This window comes from Streptomyces sp. NPDC057249 (assembly GCF_042669245.1).
Lineage (GTDB): Bacteria > Actinomycetota > Actinomycetes > Streptomycetales > Streptomycetaceae > Streptomyces.
This window is the reverse complement of record NZ_JBHUXS010000031.1, coordinates 20553-41602: the sequence shown is the minus strand read 5'-3', so window position 1 is coordinate 41602 and position 21050 is coordinate 20553. Positions and strand designations below refer to the sequence as shown.

The following is a 21050-nucleotide window of genomic DNA, read 5'->3' as shown; positions in this document are numbered from 1 at the left end:
CCTCTTTCTCGGTTGCTCGTGGACCCCGCCCGCGCGGCGCGGGCGGTCCGGGGGTCAGAAGTTGCCCAGGCCGCCGCAGACGTTGAGGGCCTGCGCCGTGATGGAGGCGGCGGGCCCGGACGCCAGGTAGCCGACCAGGGCCGCGACCTCCTCCGGGGTGGAGTAGCGCCCGAGGGGGATCTTCGCCTCGAACCGGGCGAGGACGTCCTCGTCGGTGGTGTCCCAGGCGGCGGCGTACCCCGCGCGCACCCGCTGGGCCATCGCCGTCTCGACGTAGCCGGGGCAGACGGCGTTGACGGTGACCCCGGTCGGCGCCAGCTCGCGGCCGAGCGCCTTGGTGAAGCCGACGACGCCGTGCTTGGAGGCGCTGTACGGGGCACCGAGCAGGACGCCCTGCTTGCCGGCGGTGGAGGCGATGTTGATGATCCGGCCCCGGGCGGCGGCGTCATGGAGCCCGCCGTTCGCCAGGGCCTCACGGGTCACCAGGAACACGCTGTTGAGGTTGGTGTCGATGACGTCGTACCAGAGCTCGTCGGTCAGCTCGGCGGTCACGCCGCCGCCGCTGCGGCCGGCGTTGTTGACGAGGACGGTGAGCGGCCCGTACGCGGTGACGGCGGCGCGCATCAGGGCGGCGACGTCCTCGCGGGAGCGCACGTCGGCGGCCTGCCCGGAGACGTCGAGACCTTCGTCGCGCAGGGCGTCGACGGTCTCCTTGACGGCCGCGTCGGTACGGGCGCACAGGAAGACGCGGTGTCCGGCGCGGCCGAGCGTCCGGACCACTTCCAGGCCGATGCCGCTCGTGCCGCCGGTCACCAGGGCGACGGGGCGGGTCTCGGAGGTGGCGGTCATGAGCGGTGCTCCTTCGTCGGGGCCGGGTGTACGGAAACGGCGCGCGGCTCCACCCGGGCCGGCAGCGCGAGCGGGGCGGACGGCCCCACCGGAGCGAGCGCCCGGTCCAGCGCGGTCCGGCTGAGCACGGGCCCGCGCGCGGCGACGTACCCGTCGGGGCGCACCAGGAGCCAGGAGCCGGGGCGCAGGCCGAGCGCGGTGCGCAGCGCCGTGCCGGGATCGGCGAGCGGGGCGGGGCCCTCGGAACCGTCGGCACGGCCGCCGAGGGTGCGCACCGAGAGCCATTCGGCGTACTGGGCGGCCGCGGTGACGGCGACGCCCACCGGCACGTCGCCGGGTCCGGTGCCGCCCGCCCCGAGGAGCAGGCTCCACCGCACGTCCCGCAGCTCGCCGGCGAACGCCTCGCGCACGGTGGGCTCCAGGCCGTCCAGCGCGACGCCCCGGGCGCGGCCGCCCGGGGCGGGCCCGGTGGCGGCGGTCCCGGGGGTGGTGAGCGGGGACGCGCCGTAGCCGATGCGCAGCCCGGACATCCCGCCGAGGACCTTGCGCTGGATGGCGCGGCGCAGCGGGGTGACGTTGCGTACGACGGTGAAGACGACGGGCAGCACGGCCGCGGCGAGCAGGTTCTTCAGCTGCACGAGGACGGTGGCGGTGCGGGTGGAGTCGAGGAGGGCGGCGCCGACGGGCACGCGCTCGGCGCCGTAGCTGTCGAGCAACCGGTCCGCCGCGTGGCCCTGTTCGACCTGGGCGAGCTTCCAGGCCAGGTTGTACGCCTCCTGGATGCCGGTGTTCATGCCCTGGCCGGAGGCGGGGCTGTGCACATGGGCGGCGTCGCCCGCGACGAAGACCCGGCCCTCCCGCATCCGGTCGACCCGGCGCTGCTGGAACGTGAAGACGGACGTCCACTCGCTGGGCCCGACGGTGACCGGGCGGCCCAGGCCCTTGGACAGCTTCGCGCCGAGGCGTTCCTCGACGCCCTCCGCGTCGCGGTCCGGCACGGTGTCGAGGAGGCGCCAGTGGCCCTCGCGCGCGTACGGCACCATCATCAGGGCCTGGCCGCCGGTGTGCGCCCAGTAGATGGTGTCGGGCGGCAGGTCCATCGTGACGGGCACGTCGGCGAGCATCCACGTCTCGCTGCTGGTGCCCGCGAGTTCCAGGCCGAGGAGTTTGCGGACGGTGCTGTGGCCGCCGTCGCACCCGACCAGCCACGAGGTGTCCACGGTGCTCCGGGCACCGTCGGTGTCCTCCAGGGTCACCCGCACCCCGTCCGGGCGCTGGTCGAAACCGGTGAGCCGGACGCCCCACTCGATGTCGACGCCGAGCCGGGCCACCGCCTCGCGCAGGACGGCCTCGGTGTCGGTCTGGCCGATGACCAGCGTGAAGGGGTACGCGGTCGGCATCGACGCGTAGTCGGCCTGGAGGCGGACCAGGCGGCGGCCCTCGGCGTACATGGTGAAGGCGGCGTTCCGGCGGCCCCGGGCGAGCATGGCGTCCACGACGCCCATCTGGTCGTACGTCTCCAGGGTGCGCGGGTGGGTGGCGACGGCGCGGCTGGTGCGCGCCGGGCCGGGGGCCGCGTCGATCAGGCGGACCCGCAGGCCGCGGCGGGCCAGTTCGTGGGCGGCGGTCAGGCCGACGGGGCCGGCGCCCGCGATCAGCACCTGCGGCGGGGCGGCCGGCTCCGTGCCGGAGTTCACCATGGTCGGTCTCCCGGGGTGGTGAGGCGGATGGGCGGGGCGGTCACAGGGCGGCGCTGGCGCGCAGCTTCTGCCGGACGGCGCGGCGCCGGGGTTTCCCGGTGGGGGTGCGCGGCACGGTGTCGATGGCCTCGGCGAAGCGGATCTGCTCGAAGCGGCCGAGGCGTTCGTTGGCGCGTTCGGTGATCGCGTCGAGCACGTCGAGCACGCCGTGGCCGTACGGGTCGCCGCCCGCCCCGGCCCCCTCGCGCAGCACGATCCCGGCCCACACCAGGGCGCCGTGCTCGGGGTCCGGCCAGTCCGCGACCAGGCAGTCGGCGACCCGGGGGTCGTCGGCGAGAATCCGCTCGACGCGGCTGGGCGACACGATCTCGTTGTCGTACTTGAAGACGTCGGCGAGCCGGTCGACCAGGGTCAGGTTGCCCTCGTCGTCCAGGCGGCCGACGTCACCGGTGGCGAAGAAGCCGTCCGCGTCGACCCGGGCGGGCTGTGCGTCGCCCAGGTATCCGGCCATCAGCTGCGGTCCCCGCACCATGACCTCGCCGACCGACCAGGGGCCGAGCGGGCGCCGGGTCGTCAGGTCCACGATCCGGCACTCGGTGCCGGCGACGGCGGAGCCGACGGTGCCGTGGCGGTAGCGGGCGGGCCGCTGGCTGTGCGTGAGCGGGGACAGCTCGGCCATGCCGTACCCCTGGATGACGGGGACGCCGAGCCGTTCCTCCAGGACGCGCGCCGCCCGGGGCCGCAGCGCCGACCCGCCGGACAGTACGGCGGTGAGCCGCGGCGCGTCCGGTGCGCCGCCCGCCGCCAGCCGCTCGTCGGCGGCCAGGGCGTGCAACCGGGCGGGCAGCCCGTAGTAGTGCGTGGCCCCCGCGCCGGCGGCGGCGCCGAGCGATGCGAAAGGGTCGGGGTCCTGGCAGAGGACCTGGCACGACCCCGCGTACAGAGCCGAGTTGAGGTGCATGACGTGGTACAGCGGCAGGTGGTTGAGGGTCACCGACGCGCCGGTCAGGCCGTGCGCGTCGGCGGTCTGCCAGGCGTTGGCGACCACGTTGCGATGGGTCAGCAGGACCCCCTTCGGGGCGCCGGTGGTCCCGGTGGTGAACTGCACGCACGCCACGTCGTCCGGGGATGCGGCGGGCCCGGTGTACGGCTGCGCGCCCGCGATCAGCTCGTGCAGCGGGACGGTGCCGGCGGGGGCCTGCCCGTCCATGACCACGACGGTGCGCAGGGCGGGCAGCCCGGGCGCGATCCTCGTCAGGGCGGCGGCGGTGGCGGCGGGCGCGAGGACGATCCCGGCGCCCGACGTGCCGAGGACATGGCGCAGCCCGTCCGGCGGGAGCAGCGGGTTGACCAGGACGACCGTGGCCCCGGCCCGCACGACCCCGTGGTAGGCGGCGGCGAACTCCGGGGTGAGGACGTGGGTGACCCCGACCCGGGTGCCGGGTCCGGCGCCCGCCGAGGAGAGCCATCCGGCGATCCGGTCGGCGTAGGAGTCGAGTTCGGCGAAGCGCAGCACGCGGGTCGCGGTGCGCACGGCGGTGCCGTCGGGGTCGCGCCGCGCGGCGCGCCGCAGCAGTCCGTCCACCAGGAGTTCGCCGTACGGGGTGTCGCGCACCGGGGTCCCCTTCCGTCGTCCACCGGCGGCCTTTACCTCCGGATTGCCTTCACCTTCCGCCGGTGCGCTTGAGGAATCTTTGAAGAGCGCTCGATCAGCACCACGGAAGGTGGGAGAGAACCACCCGAAGAACCGCCCGAGACCCACCCGGAAAACGCCTGAAGACCCTGCGGACGAGAAGGAAGACACGATGACGGCCGACACCACACACCTCACCGGACCCGCGCCGGACACCTCGGACTTCGGTTCGCTGTACGCGGAGGTGCAGCAGTTCTACGCCCACCAGATGCAGCTCTTCGACCGGCACGAGGCCGAGCGCTGGGCCGCCACCTTCACCGAGGACGCCGTGTTCAGCGTGCCCACGCTGGACAGCCCGGTGCACGGGCGGGCGGAGCTGGCCGCCAACGTCCACCGCAACCGGGTCCGCCAGGAACGGGAGGGCGGGCAGCTGCGCCACTGGATCGGCATGCTCGACGTGGACGTCCGCCCCGGCGGCGTCCTGCACACCCGCGCCTACGCCCTGGTCTTCGCGACGCCCCGGGGCGGCGTGCCCGCGGTGTCCCGGTTCTGTGTGATGGCGGACGAACTGGTGCGCTGCCGGGGCCGGCTGCGGGTACGGAGCCGGGTGGTGTCGCGGGACGACCTCACGGCCGGCCACCCGGCCCCGGTGCTGGTGTAGGAGGCGTCAGGCGCGGCAGACCGGCAGACCGCCGTGGTACCGGGCCATCTCCTGGAACAGCGCCCCGATGTCGAGGGGCGCGCCCGGGAGGGCGCCGCGCTCCTCCGCGTACGCGCGGTGCAGATTGGGCACCAGGCGCTCGGAGTCCAGGAGTCCGGCGTACGGGCCGGGTCCCGCTTCCCGGGCGAGATCGTACGGGGTCAGGCCGGCGGCGACGCCCTCGCGGGCGAGCTCCTGGAGGCGGCGGAAGTACCCCGCGTCGGCGTCGAGGAGTTCCGGGCCGCCGACCGGACCGTGGCCGGGGACGACCGTGAGCGGTTCCAGGGCGCGCAGCCCGGCGAGGGCGCGCAGGGAGCCGCTGACGGAGCCCATGGGGCAGAACGGGGTGACGCCGTTCATCACCACGTCACCGGCGAACAGGACGCGCGGCCCGGGCAGCCACACCACGGTGTCGCCGCAGGTGTGCGCGGGCCCCACGTGCAGGAGTTCGGCCCGCGACTCCCCCACGTACAGCGTCATCCGCTCCTCGAAGGTGACCTGCGGGACGACGACCTCCAGGTCCCCCCAGCGCACCTCGGGCCAGAGCCCCGTCAGGTGGAGGCCGGCCGCGGCGGCCTCGTCCCGGGCCCGCGCGTGCCCGACGACGACCGCTTCCGGGAAGACGCAGTTGCCGAAGGTGTGGTCGCCGTGGAAGTGCGTGTTGACGAGATACCGGGGCGGCCCGGCCGTGACCGCGAGGACCCGGGCGCGCAGGGCGCGGGCCCGGTCCACGGTGGCGACGGTGTCGACGAGGGCGCTCTCCCCGCCGTCGGCGAGCAGCCCGGAGTTGTTCAGGCACCAGCCCCCGTCGCCCTGGACATGGGCGTGGACACCGTCGGCGATCTCGGTGAGCCGGCCGTCCCGCATTCAGGCCGCCGACCGTGCGGCCAGCGCCCCGTTGACGAGGTCGAGGTACGCGCGCGGGGTCTGCGCCTCGTCCAGCGCCTCCTCGTCCAGCGCCACGTCGTAGTCGCGCTCGACGACGCCGGTGACCTGGAGCAGTGCCAGCGAGTCGTAGCCCAGGTCGAGAAAGAGGGTGTCCTGGGCGGCCTCGTCCAGCGGCGCGCCCTCTTCGCTGCCGGCGGCGGCGCGCAGCAGGGCGGCAAGGTCGGTCAGGTGCAGGCGGTCCACGGTGTTCCCTTCCTGGTACGGGTGTGCGTAGGGGTGGTGCTCGGAGGTGTGCGGCGCTCAGGCGCGGGGCGCCCGCACCACGGCCGCCGCGTTGAAGCCGCCCCGGCCGCGGGCCAGGACCAGGGCGTGCCGCAGCCGCGCCGGGCGTGGCGTCCCGGTCACCAGGTCCACCGGGCAGTCGTCGGCGAGCCGGCCGACCGGGGCTCCCGGCGGGACGACCTGGTCGCGCAGGGCGAGCAGGGCCGCCGCCAGATCCAGGGCGGACCCGCCCGAACCGAGGCGCCCGAACCACGACTTCGGGGCCGTCACCGGCACCCCGTACGGGCCGAAGAGGGCGGCGAGCGCGGCGGCCTCGGCGCGGTCGGCGTCCCGGTCCCCGGCGGCGTCGGCGAAGACCACGTCCACGTCCGCCGCGTCGACCCCGGCGTCGGCGAGGGCGAGGCGTGCGGCGTCGAGCAGGCGGGGTGCGCCGCGTCCGGGCGCCGGGTCGAAGGTGGCGGCGCAGCCCTCGACGGTGCCGAGGACACGGGCCCCCCTGGCGTGCGCGGCGTCGCCGTCCTCCACGACGAGCAGGGCGCCGCCCTCCCCCACGACGTACCCGGAGGCGTCGGCGGAGAACGGGAGGTAGGCGTCGGCCGGGTCGCGCCGGGTGCTCAGGCCCCCGGCGGCGAGGTGGGCGGTGAAGCCCCACGGGCAGACCGTCGCGTCGAAGCCGCCGGTGAGGACGGCCCGGCCGCCCTTGCGCAGCTGGCGCCGGGCCTGGGCCATCGCGTCGAGGCCGCCCGCCTGCTCGGAGACGACGACACCGCTGGGGCCGCGCAGGCCGTGCCGGATGGAGATCTGCCCGGAGTTGGCGGCGTAGAACCAGGCGAAGGACTGGAAGGCGCCCACGTACCGGCTGCCCTTGCTCCACAGCTCCTGCAGTTCGCGCTGGCCGAACTCGAAGCCGCCCGCGCCGTTGGCGGTGACGACGCCCATGCCGTACTCGGGCAGGGCCGACGGGTCGATGTCCGCGGCGGTGATGGCCTCGGCCGCCGCCGCGAGCGCGAGCCGGGTCACCCGGTCGGTCTGCGGCAGCAGCTTGGCCGGGACGTGTGCCGCGTCCTCGAAGCCGGTGACCTCGCCGGCGAGGACGGCCGGGTAGCCCGAGGCGTCGAACCGGGTGACGGGGCCGATGGCCCGGCGCCCGCGCAGGACCGCCGACCACCAGGTCTCGGTGCCGACGCCGCCGGGTGCGGCGACGCCGATGCCGGTGACGGCCGCCGTCGCGGTGCGGGCGGGTGCGGGGGCGGTCATCGGCGCTGTGGCGGTCATCGGTGCGCCTCCGTCCGGGGGGCGGTGAGCACCATCGCGCTCTGGAACCCGCCGAAGCCGCTGCCGACGCTGAGCACGGTGTCGGTGCGCTGCTCGCGGGCGACGAGCGGGACGTAATCGAGGTCGCAGCCCGGGTCGGGCTCGTGCAGATTGGCGGTGGGCGGCACCGTGTCGTGCTCGATGGCCAGCGCGCACGCGGCGATCTCCAGGGAGCCGATCGCGCCGAGCGAGTGCCCGATCATCGACTTGATGGAGCTGACGGGCACCCGGTAGGCGTGCTCGCCCAGGCTCGCCTTGAAGGCGGCCGTCTCGTGCTTGTCGTTCTGCTTCGTCCCCGAGCCGTGCGCGTTGACGTAGTCCACGGCGGTCGGGTCGAGCCGCGCCTCGTCCAGCGCGATGCGGACGGCCTCGGCCATCTCCCGCCCGTCCAGGCGCAGTCCGGTCATGTGGTACGCGTTGGAGCGGCTGGCGAACCCGGCGATCTCCGCGTACACGTGCGCACCCCGGCGCACCGCGTGCGTGTACTCCTCCAGGACGAGCACGGCGCTGCCCTCGCCGAGGACGAAGCCGCCCCGGGTCCGGTCGAAGGGGCGTGAGGCGGTCTCCGGCTCGTCGTTGCGCGCGGAGGTGGCCCGGATCGCGTCGAAGGAGGCCAGGGTGATCGGGGTGATCGGCGCCTCGGACGCACCGGCCAGCATCACGTCGGCGCTGCCCTCCCGGATGAGCTCCGCGGCGTGCCCGAGCGAGTCCAGTCCTGAGGTGCACCCGGTGGAGACGACGGCGACGGGGCCGAGCGCCCCGGCGTCCCGGGCGACCTCGGCGGCCACGGAGCTCGGCACGAGGTAGTCGCCGAGCCGTTCCTCTGCGCGGGCCGGGTCCAGCAGCCAGTGCTCGCCGCCCTCGCTGACGTGCGCGTACACCTCGTCGAGCCCGCTGCTGCAGCCGACCGCGGTGCCCAGGGAGACGCCGGTGCGCTCGCCGCCGGCCGCCGGGTCGAGGCCGCTGTCGGCGACGGCCTCGCGGGCGGCGGTGAGCGCGAACTGCGCGACCCGGTCCAGTCTCCGGGCCTCCCCGGCGTCGAAGCCGTGGTGCGCGGGGTCGAAGTCGGCCTCGGCGGCGATCCGGGAGCGGAACGACGTGGCGTCGAAGCGGGTGATGCGGCGGGTGGCGGTACGGCCCTCCGTCAGCAGCGACCAGAACGCGGCGGTGCCGGTGCCGCCCGGGGCGACCACTCCGACACCGGTGATGACGACCCGCCTCATCGGACACCCGCCGGCTGCGGGGCGAGACGGCGCACCACGCGTGCGGCCCGCCCCACCAGACGGGGCAGGTCGTGGCCGCGCAGGAAGAAGTGGTCGCCGGGCACGGTGCGGACGGCGAAGGGGCCGGTGGTCCAGGCGCGCCACCGCGCCATGGCCTCGGGCCGCGCCAGCGGGTCGTCGGCACCGGCCACCGCGAGGACGGGGACCGCGAGCGGCCCGGCCGGCGAGGGTTCGCGGGCGGCGGTCCGCAGCTCGTGGGCGAGGACGAGGTCGTCGCGGAGCACCGGCAGCACGGCCTGGTGCCAGAAGTCGCCGGGCCGGGCGAGCCGGGGCAGCGCGTTGGCCTCACCGAGCAGGCGCAGCAGCTCCTCGTCGCCCGCCCGGCACTGGTCGGCCAGGGCGGACAGCGCGTCGGGCGGGGGGCAGGCGCCGACGACGAGCAGCGCGGGCCCCGGGAGCCCCGCCTCGTGCAGGGCCCGGGTGACGCTGTACGCGACGAGGGCGCCGAGGCTGTGCCCGTACAGGATGTACGGTGCTTCGCCGCCCTCGCCGGTGGAGCCGGTGAAGTGGGGCAGCTGGTCGGCGAGCAGGTCCGCGGGGCGGGTGAGGCGCGGCTCGGAGCGCCGGCGTTCGCGGCCCGGCAACAGATGCGGCACGGTCTCGACGCCGGGGCCGAGGCGCGGGCCCCAGCCGTAGAAGGCGGAGACGCCCGCTCCGGCGTGCGCGAAGCAGTGGAGCCGTACGGGCCGTTCGTCGGACATGGGCCGTCCTCTCACGCGGTAGGGGTGTGAGCCCTCTCCGACCGCAGCCTGGCAACCCCCACTCGAACGGTGCTCGCGCTCCGCCTGGATTCAGGCCGCGTACAGATCGAACGTGGACAGTCCGCGCGGCCCGCTGAGCACGTCGAGCGCGGGGTCGACGGTGAGCATCGCCCGGTGCAGCCGCTGCATCTGCGGCGACGGCTCCACACCCAGCTCCTCCACGAGGCGCAGCCTCAGCCTGCGGTAGACGTCGAGGGCGGTGGCCTGGCGGCCCGACCGGTAGAGGGCGACCATCGCCTGCGAGTGCAGCCCTTCGTGCTGGGGGTGACGCATGATCAGGTCGGTGAGCTCGGCGAGGACCTCGGTGTGCCGGCCGCAGCGCAGATCTGCGTCGATGCGCCGCTCCACGGTGACCAGGCGCGACTCCTCCAGCCGCATCACCTCGATGTCGAGGACGGGGCCCAGCCGTACGTCGACCAGCGCGGACCCCTGCCACATGGCGAGCGCGTCGCCGAACAGCGACGCGGCCCGGGCGTCCTCGCCCCGGTCGAACGCGCCGCGCCCGGCCGTCACCAGCTCCTCGTAACGGTGCACGTCGACGGCGTCCGGCGGGATCTGGAGCAGATAGCCGCCGTGCCGGGTGGCCAGCACCTCCTTGGCGGCGCCGGGGGTGTCGGGCCCCATGGCGGTGCCGAGCCGGCGGCGTAACTGGAGGATGTACGTCTGCAGGGTGGTCATGGCGCTCTGCGGCGAGTTGCTGCCCCAGATCTCTTCCATGAGGGTGGGCACGGGCACGACCCGGCCCGGGTGGAAAGCGAGCAGCGCGAGGAGCTGTCGCGGCTTGCCCGCGGTGGGCACGATCGACATCCCGTTGACCTCGGCGCTCAACGGACCCAGAACCTGTATTCGCACGGTGGCCTCCCCAAGGACCGGCCAGGGTGGACCCGGCCGTGATCGCCTGTGCCGGCGCCTTCGCCCCCGTGGCCGAAAGCCGTCGGCGCAAGGCACGCTAGCCCCGGGCACACCGCGCGCCTCATTCTCTCGATCAGCGTTCGAGCAGCTTTCCAACCAGGGATTGCGCCCCGCGACACGGCCCCGGAACGCCGCCTCAAGAACACGCATACGACGACTGGAGGGGCGCTCGGGCGGCCTCCCCCGGCCATCGGGCGGTCGTTACCGTCCATGCCGTGACCGGATTCCGAGGGAGGGCCACCCGATGAGCGTCCTCGCCACTCCGCGCCCGGAGGCGGCGCGGTCCGCCGCCGCGAACAGCCCCGTCGAGTTCCGGCTGCTGGGCCCGGTCGTGGTCCACGACGGAGCCGGGGGCACGGACATCGCCCCGGCCGGTTCCAAGCAGCGGGCGCTGCTCGCCTCCTTCGTCACCCACGCCGGGGTGCTGCTCGACGTGGACCGGCTGGCGGCGGAGCTGTGGGACGGGGCACCTCCCGGGAACGCGGCGAACGCCCTGCAGGCCCATGTGGCCCGGTTGCGGCGGCTGCTGCCCGCGCCCGGCGAGTACGGCCACGTGTGGATCAGCACCCTGCCGACGGGCTACCTGCTCGACCTGGGCGGCGCCTCCACGGACGTCCAGCGCTTCACCCGGCGCTCGGCCGAAGGGCGGGCGGCCGTCGCCACCGACCCGGCACGGGCGGCGGAGATCCTGCGCGGCGCCCTGGAACTGTGGCGCGGCCCGGCGCTCCAGGACTGCCGCGGGGGGCCGGTGTGCGCGGCGGAGGCCGACCGGCTGGACGAGATGCGCCTCACCACACTGGAGGCGCTGTACGAGGCGAGCCTGCGCTGCGAACGGCACGGCGAGTGCATCGGCGACCTGGAACGGCTCACCGCCGACCACCCGCTGCGTGAGCGCTTCTACGACCTGCTGATGGTGGCCCTGTACCGCAGCGGGCGCCAGGCCGAGGCCCTCGGCGTGTACGAGCGGGCCCGGCGCCGCCTGGTCGCCGCCCTCGGCATCGAACCGGGCCCGGCACTGCGCGGCCGGCTGGAGTCGGTGCTCACCCACTCCCCCGGCCTGTCCGCGCCCGTGGCCCCCGGCGTCCTGGACGAACTGGACCGGCTGCGCCGCCGGGTGGACGAGCTGGGCCGGCAGCAGCTGGAGCTGACCCGCCGGCTGAACGCGGCGACCGCCCCTCAGGCGGTGGCGAGGTGAGCGGCGAGCGCGGTGAGGTCCGGGTGGTCGTGGAGGACGACGGCGCGCTCCCGTAGTCCGTACTGCCGGTTGACCGCCCTCATGAACTCCGCGCCCGCCCGCGCGTCGACGCCCAGATCGCTGAACGCGGTGTACGGGTCCAGGTCCCACGGGTCGCAGGCCAGGACCTGCGCCAGCTCCTCGCGCAGCTCGTCGGCCGACGGCAGCGGACGGCACGGCGGCGCGGCCGGGGCGGTGACGGGCGCGGGGGCCGCCGCGCACCGCGTCTCCCGCGCCACGTACAGGGCGAACGCTTCGAGGCTGGGGTGGTCCAGGACGGCCGCGCTCTTGATGGCGGTGCCGAAGCGGGCGTTGACGGTCGCCACGAACTCCGTTCCGAGCAGCGAGTCCAGGCCGATCTCCGGAAACGGCTGCCAGGGGTGCAGGGTGCGCGCCTCGCGCCCGGTGACATCGGCCAGCAGGCCGAGCACTGTGGCCAGGACATCGGCGGGGGCGGCCACGCCGTCCCGCGATGAGAGGGACATGGGACGTTCTCCGGACAGGCGCCGGGCCGGCGCGGTGGGGGCGGAGGGCATGTCACGCGGCCCGCACGGCCTCGGCGCGGGGCCGTGGCGGCGCGGTGCGGTAGCGGCCGGCCCGCCCGGGGCCCACGAGCACCGGCAGCAGCAGCCGCCACAGCGACCCGCCGGCCTCCGGCGGCGGACCGGCCCCGGCGGACCGGTCCGTCCCGGGCGGCGCCATCCCGTACATGAGGGCGGCGAGCAGGGCCTCGCCACCCTCGCCCCGGGCGTCCCCGCTCAGCTCCCCGGCCGCGTCGGCCTCGTCCAGCAGGCGCCGGGCCTCGGCGAGCCACACCCGGCGCAGCCCGCTGGTGCCGGACGGCCCGGACACGCCGTCGTCGGCCAGCCGGATGGCGGCCCGGGCGACCGGGTCCTCGCGCCGGACGAGGGCGAGCCAGTGCGTCAGGTCGATGAGGTTCTGCACCGGCCCGCCGGCCGCCCGCCGCTCGTCCAGGAACTCCCCGAGCAGGGTGCGGCCGTGCAGCGCGACCGCGTCGGCCAGCGCCTCCTTCGACGGGAAGTGGAAGTACAGCGCCCCCTTGGTCACGCCCGCGGCGGCGGCGATCTGGCCGAGCGTGGCGCTCGCGTACCCGCTCCGGGTGAACAGCTCCGCCGCGGCGCCGATGAGCCTGCGCCTGGTGCGTTCCGACCTCTCCTGCATTTCACCCTCCCCGGACCGTGGGACCCGCGCTCAGCCGACCTGGGTCAGCCGCTCTCCGGTCTCGGCGGCGGCCGTCCCGGGTGCCGGCGCGGACCCGGCCTTCAGAATGGAGCGCTGCAGTCGTTGCAGCCCTGCGGATGGCTCGAGCCCCAGCTCACCCACGAGCCGGGCGCGCAGCCGGTGGTAGGCGTCCAGCGCCTCGCTGCGCCGGCCCGAGCGGTGCAGGGCGACCATGTAGTGGGCGTGCAGGTTCTCGTGGGTGCGGTACCGGCTGACCAGGACCGTGAGTTCGCTCAGCAGCTCACGGTGCCGGCCGAGGCGCAGGTCGGCGTCGATGCGCTGGTCCAGGGCGCACAGCCAGGTCTCCTCCAGCCGCCGGAGCTCCATGTCCAGCCGCGGCCCCGTCCGTACGTCGACGAGGGCGGAGCCGGTCCACAGGGCGAGCGCGTCGCGCAGTTCGCGTGCGGCGCGCCGGAAGTCGCCGGCGTCGCTCGTGCGGTAGCCGCAGCCGACGAGCCGTTCGAACTCGCGGACGTCGACGGAGCCGCCCGAGGTGTGCAGCACGTATCCGCCGGGGGCGGTGACCAGGACGTCCTTGGCCGTACGCGAGGAGGCGTCACCCGGGGCGCGCTCCAGGGCCGCGGCGATGAGCTCGCGCACCTGTAACACGTAGGTCTGCAGGGTGGTACGGGCGCTGCGCGGCGGGTTCTCGCCCCACAGCTCCTCGATCAGGTCGGGCACGGAGACGACGCGGTCGGCGTGCACGGCGAGGAGCGCCAGTACCTGCCGGGCCTTCGGCGCCGTCGGGGTGACCGAGATCCCGCCCTCGGTGACCGCCAGCGCGCCGAGTACTTCGATGTCCATGGTGCTCCCCCTCTTCACGCATGAGTCATCAGCGAAGCTAAAAACAGGGCGTGCGGTTTGTCAATACCAAACCGCGCGCCCTGTTTAAGAAGGGGGTCCGGGAGCCTCTACTGCGGGGGGTTGCCGTGCTTGCGGGCCGGCAGGTCGGCGTGCTTGGTGCGGAGCATCGCGAGCGAGGCGATCAGGACCTCGCGCGTCTCGGCCGGGTCGATGACGTCGTCGACCAGGCCGCGCTCGGCGGCGTAGTAGGGGTGCATCAGCTCGGTCTTGTACTCCTTGACCATGCGGGTCCGCATGGCCTCGGGGTCCTCGGCCTCCGCGATCTGCCGGCGGAAGATGACGTTGGCGGCGCCCTCCGCGCCCATCACGGCGATCTCGTTGGTGGGCCAGGCGTAGGTGAGGTCCGCACCGATGGACTGGCTGTCCATGACGATGTAGGCGCCGCCGTACGCCTTGCGCAGGATCAGCGAGATGCGGGGCACGGTGGCGTTGCAGTACGCGTAGAGCAGCTTCGCGCCGTGCCGGATGATCCCACCGTGCTCCTGATCGACGCCGGGCAGGAAGCCGGGCACGTCGAGGAGCGTCACGATCGGGATGTTGAAGGCGTCGCAGAGCTGCACGAAGCGCGCGGCCTTCTCGGACGCCTCGATGTCCAGCACCCCGGCCAGCGACTTCGGCTGGTTGGCGACGATGCCCACCACCTCGCCGCCGAGCCGGGCCAGCGCGCAGATGATGTTGCGCGCCCAGTGTTCGTGGACTTCCAGGTACTCGCCGTCGTCCACCAGTTCCTCGATGACCTCCGCCATGTCGTACGGGCGGTTGCCGTCCACCGGCACCAGGTCGAGAAGGGTGTCCGAACGGCGGTCCGCCGGGTCGGCGGTCGGCGCCACGGGCGGGTTCTCGCGGTTGTTCTGCGGCAGCAGGGACAGCAGGTAGCGGACCTCGGCGATGCAGGTCTCCTCGTCGTCGTACGCGAAGTGCGCGACGCCCGAGGTCTCGGCGTGCACATCGGCGCCGCCGAGGCCGTTCTGGGTGATCTCCTCGCCGGTGACCGCCTTCACGACATCCGGTCCGGTGATGAACATCTGCGAGGTCTCACGGACCATGAACACGAAGTCCGTCAGGGCGGGGCTGTAGGCCGCACCGCCCGCGCACGGACCGAGCATCACACTGATCTGCGGGATCACCCCGGAAGCACGCGTGTTGCGCTGGAAGATCCCGCCGTAACCGGCGAGCGCCGACACACCCTCCTGGATACGGGCACCCGCACCGTCGTTCAGCGACACCAGCGGCGCACCGGCCGAGATGGCCATATCCATGATCTTGTGGATCTTCGTCGCGTGCGCCTCACCCAGCGCCCCGCCGAAGATCCGGAAGTCATGCGCGTACACAAAGACCGTACGGCCCTCCACCGTCCCCCAGCCGGTGACCACACCGTCCGTGTACGGCTTCTTCGCCTCCAGGCCGAAACCGGTCGCCCGGTGCCGGCGCAACTGCTCCACCTCGTGGAAGGAACCCGGGTCGAAAAGGAGCTCGATGCGCTCGCGTGCCGTCAGCTTGCCCTTGGCGTGCTGCACCTCGGTCGCCCGGTCACCGGGCCCGCGCTCCGCCGCCGCGTGGATCTCGCGCAGTTCCGCCACGCGACCCCGGAGACCGGGCTGCCCCAGCAGTTCCGGGACAGGGACGGGGGAAGTGGTCGTCATCGACATGTCGTCAGGTCCCTTCCTGGAATGCGTCGCCGCACTATCGCCAGCTGCGCGGAGCGCGGTAGGCGGGCTCCGCGCTCCAGCCCGGGGCTCTCCCGGCCGGAGCCTCGTCCCGCTGCCCGCCGGCGTCCGCCCGCAGGGCGAGCAGCACCACCGTGAGCGCGGCCAGCTCCTCCTCGGTGGCCCGTCCGCGCTCGATGCGCAGCGCGGGCGCTGCCGGTTCCGGACCGCCCATACCCCACCTCCAGCGTTTACGGCAGCATCGGCCACCCCGCTGGAGCACCGCTCCGGCTCCACTGGAGAACCGCTGGGGCGTGTCCGGCGGACCTTCGCGGGCCCGCGACGCCCGGCACGCCCTGGGCCGTCAACGGCTTCCTGCGCGCAGCGACTTCAGCCCGGCGGCCAGCGCACCGGCGCAGCCCGGACCGCTGCCGACGCCCGTCATGACCACGGCCGCGACCGTGCCCTCGGCAGCCGCGCACGCCATCTCGTACGCGGCCGCGCCCCCCGGCCCGGCGCCGCACAGCACCAGCCGCCCGGGCCCCGCCGGCCGCCCGGCCCCCAGCAGCCGGGGCAGCGCGGCAGGCGCCCCGTCCCCCGGACGCGCCGCCCGCAGGCTCACGATCCGTTCGGGGCCCCGGTGATGACGTACCAGGGCCTCGTACGCACCCACGGGCACACCCGGCGTCCGCACCAGCGCGATCGTGTCGGCCGAGGGGTCCCCGGCGCGCAGCACCGCCAGGTCCGGCCCCTCCGGCACGGGCGGACGGGGCAGCACGCGGGGCACCTCGAAGCCTTGGAGAAGTGCGAGGAGATCACCGACGGCGGACTGCGGATCGTGGTAGTCCGGCAACGACCGCAGCAGGCGAACGCAGTGCGAGAGCAGCGCGGACGCGTCCTCGTCGCCCAGGCACCGGCGGTCGTAGCGCGCCGTGAGCGCGAGCCCGCCGTCCGCTTCGTGCCGGGCCGCGAGGGTGAGCGGCAGCCCGGGGTGGGCGCTGATGCTGCGCGGGGCGTCCACCTCGACGTCCTGGGCGCGCAGCTCCGCCAGCAGCGCCGGGGGCAGCTCGACGCGGCTGTCGAACACGATGCCGGTCTCGAAGAGTTCGGCATCGGGGCTCCGGCCGGTCCAGACCCGGACCCGGTCGGCCGGCACCCACGCGTGGACGGCCAGGTCCAGCGCGGCGTCGCGCGCCTGCCCCAGGAGACCGGCCACCGGCTCGGCGGGATCGACGGTGACCGTCATCGGCAGCGGGTTGCCCAGCAGCCCCGGAATGCCCGCGGCACCCTCCATCGGGATGTCCCGGGCCGACAGGTGCACGCCGAAGCTGACCGGCACCGGGCCGACCGCACCCGCCGCCCGGTACAGCAGCAGCGCCCACACGGCGTGCAGAGCGCTGGACTCACCCGCCCCGCGCATCGCGGCCCAGGTGCGCAGCCGGGTGGTCTGGGGTGGCCGCAGCCGCCGGTGGACGCGGCCGATGCCGAGGGGTCCGGCCGGCGACCCGTCGTCCGGGACCTCGGGCGCGGACGTCTCCGGGGGCGCGGCGGTCGTCGCCCAGTAGGCGCGGGCCCCCTCGGTCCGCTGGCGGGCCAGCCACCGGGCGTGGTCGCGTACATCGGGGCGCCGCTCGCGGCCGGGCAGGGTGCCGCCGCGGACGTAGGCCCGGTAGAACTCCCGCAGCAGCAGGTGGACGCCGCGCTCGTCCAGCAGCGCCCGGTGATAGGTGAGCAGGACCCGGGTGGGCGCGCGGGTGCCCCCGGGGCGGGGCGGCCCCTCCAGCAGCGTCACGCGCAGCAGGCCGGGGCGGTGCGGCGCGAAACCGCGCAGGCGGTCGCGCTCGATCAGGTCGCTCCAGGAGACGGCGCCGTGTACGAGGTGGGCGACGTCGATCTCCGCCCACTCGTGCAGCACCAGGCGGGGCAGGTGCGTCCAGTCGAAGGCCGCCCGCAGCACGGTCTCCCGGTCGGCGACGGACAGCCAGGCGGCGGTGAACCGGGCGAGGTCGACGGGGCCCGTCCAGTTCCAGGCGACCTGGCCCAGGTGCCCGCCCGCCGGCTCCTCGACCGCCGCCCGGATCAGGTCCTGCTGGTGTCCGCTGACCGTGACGGTGTCGCCCGCGCCGCCCGCCAGCGCCAGGACGTCGGCGAGCACCGCGGCTCCGGGCAGGACCGGGCCGTCCTGCGCGTGCTCGACGCGCAGGGTGTGGCGCCCGGCACCGGACGCCTCCACGGTCACCGTGCACGCGTGACGCTGGGTCACCCGGGCCGCCACCGCCTCGGCCCGGCCGGGGCCGAGGGTGCCGCACAGCTCCGCCTCGAAGGACGGGCCGGAGGCGGCGGGCACCGGAGCGAGGACCACCGCAAGCACCGGATCGTCACTCATCGGGGCCCTGATCTTGCGTATGCCGCATCACATGCCCTCCCTCAGCCGGTACGGCTGCCCTCTCAGGCGAGCCGCACTCCGCCCGCCCCCGCGACGCCCTCGGGCCGGGCCATGAGGATGGAACGCTGCAACTTGGCCAGCGCGGGCGAGGGTTCCAGCCCGAGTGTGCGGACCAGTGTGGAGCGCAGCCGCTGGTAGGCGTCCAGCGCCTCGCCGCGCCGCCCGGAACGGTAGAGGGCCAGCATGTACTGGCCGCACAGGCTCTCATGGGTGGAGTACCTGCTGAGGAGGACGGTGAGTTCGGAGAGCAGTTCGCGGTGGCGGCCCAGCTTGAGGTCGGCCTCGATGCGCTGGTCCAGGGCGCACAGCCGGCTCTCCTCCAGCCGCTTGATCTGGGTGTCCAGGTGCGGCCCGGTGTGGACGTCGGCGAGCGCCGGACCGGTCCACAGGGCCAGTGCCTCGCGCAGCAGCCGTGCGCCCTCGGGGAAGTCCTCGGCGTCCATGGCCCGGTACCCCATGCCGGCCAGCCGCTCGAACGCCTGCACGTCATGGCTGCCTTCGCCGCCCCTGAGTAAGTAGCCTCCGGGGACCGTGAGCAGGACGTCCTTGGCGGTGCGGGTGTCGTCGCCGTGCTCTTCGAGCGCGGCGGTGATCAGTTCGCGCAGCTGGAGGATGTAGGTCTGGAGGGTGGGCCGGGCGCTGCGCGGCGGCTCGCTCCCCCACAGCTCCTCGGTGAGGGTGCCCACGGGCACCACCTCGTCGGCATGCAGCGCCAGCAGGGCGAGCACCTGTCGGGGCTTGGGCGCGGTCGGTGTGATCGAAGTTCCCTTTTCCCGCACGGCAAGCGTGCCGAGTACGTCGATGTCCACGCCGTCTCCCCGTCATCCCCCGGCCGTCCTGGACGCCCGGGAACTTCTGCTGACGGAACGATTTAAAAACAGCACGAGCGGTATGTCAATACCAAACCGTGCGCCCTGTTTACTCTCGTGCGAAGGCCCAGCGGTCCTTGAGGGCGGGGCGCCTTGATCCGATAAGATTCCCCAAATACGGACAAAGAGCAGACGGTTGGGCGGCTCTCTCGTCGCGATCGGTGCCCGGATTACCGGACCGAACGGGCTGTTTTACGGGGCAGAGCCGGGACGGTCCGAGGCGGGACGGCCCGCGAGCGGTCGGCACGGTGCGCGTCAGCACACCGGCCGGACCTGCGGTGCTACTCCGCCGGGCTCAGCCGCGGCAGTGCGAACGACCACAGCTGGACCAGCCGCTCGGCGGACCGCCAGTACCGGTCGACCGCACCGAGGCTTTCCAGGCCGAGGGTCGCCGCCACGATGACCACCGCCGCCTCCTCGACCGAGACGTCCTCCGCCAACTCCCCGTTGGCGCGGGCCTGGACGAGGGCGGCGCGCACCCACTCGTACCACCACTCGTGCAGTTTGGCCTGGCTCTTGCGCGAGGGGTCGCCGCCCAGTCGGAAGCCCGCGCGCACGACCGGGTCGTCGGTGACCGCGTCCATCAGCCGGCCCACGGCGGCGACGAGCCCCTGGAGCCGGCCCCCCTCGGCCGTCCTCGCGCTCTCCTCGGTCAGCGCGCTGGCGGCCGCCGCGGCGGCGTCCTCCACGGCGGCCGCCAGCGCGTCCTTGTTGGGGAAGTGGAAGTGCAGGGCGCCCGAACTCACCCCGGCCCGGCCGCTGATGACCGGAAGCGTCGCCATCGCGTACCCGTCGGCGCCGAAGACCTCCGCGGCGGCCGAGATGAGAGCCTGACGCGTCACAGCCGCTCGCGCCTGCTTCACCATCATGTCCTCCTCGGGGCGGGGCGAGGGAACCGGCGTAGAGTCGCCCGATTCACCCTGGATTCTCCATACTGACTCGTGCACACCTTAGCAAACCGCACGGCTGGTTGGTTTACACCCCCCGAGGCCGGCGGGCGCTGAGCTCGGAAACAGTTGGTTTCTCCAGTCGTTCTCCTCGGAGAATGCGGCGCAAACCAACGAAAGAAACCGTCCGATAGGTTTCTTCTTACCAGGCCAGGGCAACGGTCGCGCGCAGCACCAAGGGCCGGCGCACCCTATGCCCGCTTTTCAGCCTCGTTGAGAAGGGTCAAGAGGCTGTCAGGAAGCCTGAAACGGAATGGGATGTTCAAGTAAACGCTCAATCCTTGGTAAAGCCTTTACTTTTGGGCCGATTGAAGAAAACCGGTAGGTCCGTATCTTAAATGGCGTCGCCGAACGCAGGTTTCACGTCAAGACGGGGGCCCCATGAGTCTCACCACTGCTGAAGCCAGAACCGCACTCCCGGCCGCACCACGGCTGACCAGCACGGTCGCGAAGGAGTACGTGCACCGCGACTCGGTCGCCGAGGTGTTCCTCACCGGGTGCGACTCCCGGGACGGGACGAACTTCGCGCTGACCGGCCAATGGCCCCGCGCCCACACCATGTTCCGGAGCCAGGACGGCACGAGCCACGACCCGCTCCAGATCGCGGAAACGTTCCGGCAGGCAGGGATCTACGTCTCCCACGTGGAGCTGGGCGTGCCGCTCGGCCACAACTTCGTGATGTCGAGCATCACGTACACCGCCGATCCCGAGAACCTGCGCATCGCCTCGAACCCCACCGACTTCGACCTCGACACCCGGTGCACGGACATCGTCCGGCGCAGGGGCGTCGCCAGCCGCGTCGCCTTCGAGTTCGCGCTCCGCCGGGGCGGGCGCTCGCTGGCGGGCGGCACCGGCCAGATCTCCGTGATCCCCCCGGCCGTCTACGACCGCTTACGCCGGAATCGCGCCGCCCAACCGCCCGTCACCGAGCCGCAGCCGGCCCGCGATCCGCTGCCGCCGGCCCTCGTCGGACGGCCGTTCACCACGGACGTCGTGCTCTCCCCCGCCCCCGGGCCCGCATCCGGCGGAAACCCGCGCTGGCTGCTCACCCCGGATCTCGACCACCCGATCCTCTTCGACCACAAGGGCGACCACGTGCCCGGCATGGTCCTGCTCGAAGCGGCCCGCCAGGCCGCCTGCGCCACGATGGCGCCCCGGCCGTTCACCCCGACCGCCGCCGCCAACGACTTCCACCAGTACGCCGAACTCGACCGGCCCTGCTGGATCGAGGTGACCCGGGTGGAGCACGAGCCCGGCAACATGGTCACGATGGAGATCACCGGCCGCCAGGACGGCAAGAACGTCTTCACCTCGGTGCTCACCGGCCCGACCGGCCAGGCGGGCCGGCCCGGGCCCCGGTGACCTCCCCTCCCCCAAAAACAAACCGGGTCACCTGTTCTTGCGGATGAACGACAGCCGCCGACAAGGGAACCCCCGCACGGCCTTGGGTCGCTGGCCCGTCCACGTGCCGAAACCGCAG

20 protein-coding genes are annotated in these 21050 nt (G+C 74.1%); 3 read left to right on the top strand and 17 right to left on the bottom strand.

Annotated features, from left to right (window positions below; all coding sequences use genetic code 11):
• Positions 1–54: 54 nt before the first annotated feature.
• From ACFUJY_RS33965 to ACFUJY_RS33955, 3 genes are read right to left on the bottom strand one after another with little or no spacing between them, the layout of a single operon-like run.
• Entirely contained in the window at positions 55–849 is a 795-nt protein-coding gene (locus ACFUJY_RS33965; RefSeq protein ID WP_383306828.1) for an SDR family NAD(P)-dependent oxidoreductase, read from the bottom strand.
• A complete protein-coding gene (locus tag ACFUJY_RS33960; RefSeq protein ID WP_383306826.1) occupies positions 846–2549 on the bottom strand; it encodes an FAD-dependent oxidoreductase in 1704 nt (567 codons plus the stop codon). Before ACFUJY_RS33960 ends, ACFUJY_RS33965 begins: the two co-directional genes overlap by 4 nt.
• A 40-nt stretch (positions 2550–2589) precedes the next feature.
• A complete protein-coding gene (locus tag ACFUJY_RS33955; RefSeq protein ID WP_383306824.1) occupies positions 2590–4164 on the bottom strand; it encodes a class I adenylate-forming enzyme family protein in 1575 nt (524 codons plus the stop codon).
• Positions 4165–4354: 190 nt separating this feature from the next.
• On the opposite strand from ACFUJY_RS33955, the gene ACFUJY_RS33950 reads away from it, so the two are divergent.
• Positions 4355–4843 carry a nuclear transport factor 2 family protein gene (locus ACFUJY_RS33950; RefSeq protein WP_383306822.1) on the top strand — a complete coding sequence of 163 codons (489 nt, stop codon included), beginning with the start codon at positions 4355–4357 and terminating at the stop codon, positions 4841–4843.
• A gap of 6 nt (positions 4844–4849) precedes the next feature.
• Here the strand turns inward: ACFUJY_RS33950 and ACFUJY_RS33945 are convergent, their stop codons facing one another.
• From ACFUJY_RS33945 to ACFUJY_RS33920, 6 genes are all read right to left on the bottom strand, one after another.
• Positions 4850–5749: an MBL fold metallo-hydrolase gene (locus ACFUJY_RS33945; protein ID WP_383306820.1), complete on the bottom strand. Its 900-nt coding sequence runs from the start codon at positions 5747–5749 to the stop codon at positions 4850–4852.
• Positions 5750–6013: an acyl carrier protein gene (locus ACFUJY_RS33940; RefSeq protein ID WP_383306818.1), complete on the bottom strand. Its 264-nt coding sequence runs from the start codon at positions 6011–6013 to the stop codon at positions 5750–5752.
• Between the two features lie 57 nt (positions 6014–6070).
• Positions 6071–7327 (bottom strand): beta-ketoacyl synthase N-terminal-like domain-containing protein, encoded by a 1257-nt coding sequence (locus ACFUJY_RS33935; RefSeq protein ID WP_383306816.1) that lies wholly within the window; start codon positions 7325–7327, stop codon positions 6071–6073.
• The gene (locus ACFUJY_RS33930) at positions 7324–8589 is read right to left on the bottom strand and encodes a beta-ketoacyl-[acyl-carrier-protein] synthase family protein (protein WP_383306814.1); all 1266 of its coding nucleotides are present in this window, start codon (positions 8587–8589) and stop codon (positions 7324–7326) included. Before ACFUJY_RS33930 ends, ACFUJY_RS33935 begins: the two co-directional genes overlap by 4 nt.
• Complete coding sequence (locus tag ACFUJY_RS33925; protein WP_383306812.1) at positions 8586–9350, bottom strand: thioesterase II family protein; 765 nt, start codon at positions 9348–9350, stop codon at positions 8586–8588. Before ACFUJY_RS33925 ends, ACFUJY_RS33930 begins: the two co-directional genes overlap by 4 nt.
• Positions 9351–9440: 90 nt before the next feature.
• Positions 9441–10262 carry a BTAD domain-containing putative transcriptional regulator gene (locus ACFUJY_RS33920; protein ID WP_383306810.1) on the bottom strand — a complete coding sequence of 274 codons (822 nt, stop codon included), beginning with the start codon at positions 10260–10262 and terminating at the stop codon, positions 9441–9443.
• A gap of 304 nt (positions 10263–10566) precedes the next feature.
• Between ACFUJY_RS33920 and ACFUJY_RS33915 the strand changes: the two genes are divergently transcribed.
• Positions 10567–11517: a BTAD domain-containing putative transcriptional regulator gene (locus ACFUJY_RS33915; protein ID WP_383306808.1), complete on the top strand. Its 951-nt coding sequence runs from the start codon at positions 10567–10569 to the stop codon at positions 11515–11517.
• Here ACFUJY_RS33915 and ACFUJY_RS33910 read toward each other — a convergent pair.
• The 8 genes from ACFUJY_RS33910 to ACFUJY_RS33875 form a co-directional block, all read right to left on the bottom strand.
• Positions 11499–12041, bottom strand: coding sequence for an acyl carrier protein (locus ACFUJY_RS33910; RefSeq protein ID WP_383306806.1), 543 nt, complete (start codon positions 12039–12041; stop codon positions 11499–11501). The genes ACFUJY_RS33915 and ACFUJY_RS33910 overlap by 19 nt on opposite strands.
• Positions 12042–12093: 52 nt before the next feature.
• Positions 12094–12738 carry a ScbR family autoregulator-binding transcription factor gene (locus ACFUJY_RS33905; protein ID WP_383306804.1) on the bottom strand — a complete coding sequence of 215 codons (645 nt, stop codon included), beginning with the start codon at positions 12736–12738 and terminating at the stop codon, positions 12094–12096.
• Positions 12739–12768: 30 nt separating this feature from the next.
• Entirely contained in the window at positions 12769–13602 is an 834-nt protein-coding gene (locus ACFUJY_RS33900; RefSeq protein ID WP_383306802.1) for a BTAD domain-containing putative transcriptional regulator, read from the bottom strand.
• A 107-nt stretch (positions 13603–13709) separates the two neighbouring features.
• On the bottom strand, positions 13710–15305 hold the full coding sequence (locus ACFUJY_RS33895) for an acyl-CoA carboxylase subunit beta (RefSeq protein ID WP_383306800.1): 1596 nt from the start codon (positions 15303–15305) through the stop codon (positions 13710–13712).
• A gap of 40 nt (positions 15306–15345) precedes the next feature.
• Complete coding sequence (locus ACFUJY_RS33890; RefSeq protein ID WP_383306798.1) at positions 15346–15543, bottom strand: acyl-CoA carboxylase subunit epsilon; 198 nt, start codon at positions 15541–15543, stop codon at positions 15346–15348.
• A 129-nt stretch (positions 15544–15672) separates the two neighbouring features.
• Positions 15673–17694, bottom strand: a complete 2022-nt coding sequence (locus ACFUJY_RS33885; protein WP_383306796.1) for a condensation domain-containing protein — start codon at positions 17692–17694, stop codon at positions 15673–15675.
• A gap of 62 nt (positions 17695–17756) precedes the next feature.
• On the bottom strand, positions 17757–18563 hold the full coding sequence (locus tag ACFUJY_RS33880) for a BTAD domain-containing putative transcriptional regulator (RefSeq protein WP_383306794.1): 807 nt from the start codon (positions 18561–18563) through the stop codon (positions 17757–17759).
• A 341-nt stretch (positions 18564–18904) separates the two neighbouring features.
• Positions 18905–19489 carry a ScbR family autoregulator-binding transcription factor gene (locus tag ACFUJY_RS33875; RefSeq protein WP_383306853.1) on the bottom strand — a complete coding sequence of 195 codons (585 nt, stop codon included), beginning with the start codon at positions 19487–19489 and terminating at the stop codon, positions 18905–18907.
• A gap of 462 nt (positions 19490–19951) precedes the next feature.
• Between ACFUJY_RS33875 and ACFUJY_RS33870 the strand changes: the two genes are divergently transcribed.
• A complete protein-coding gene (locus ACFUJY_RS33870; RefSeq protein ID WP_383306792.1) occupies positions 19952–20932 on the top strand; it encodes a ScbA/BarX family gamma-butyrolactone biosynthesis protein in 981 nt (326 codons plus the stop codon).
• The last annotated feature ends 118 nt before the right edge of the window (positions 20933–21050 follow it).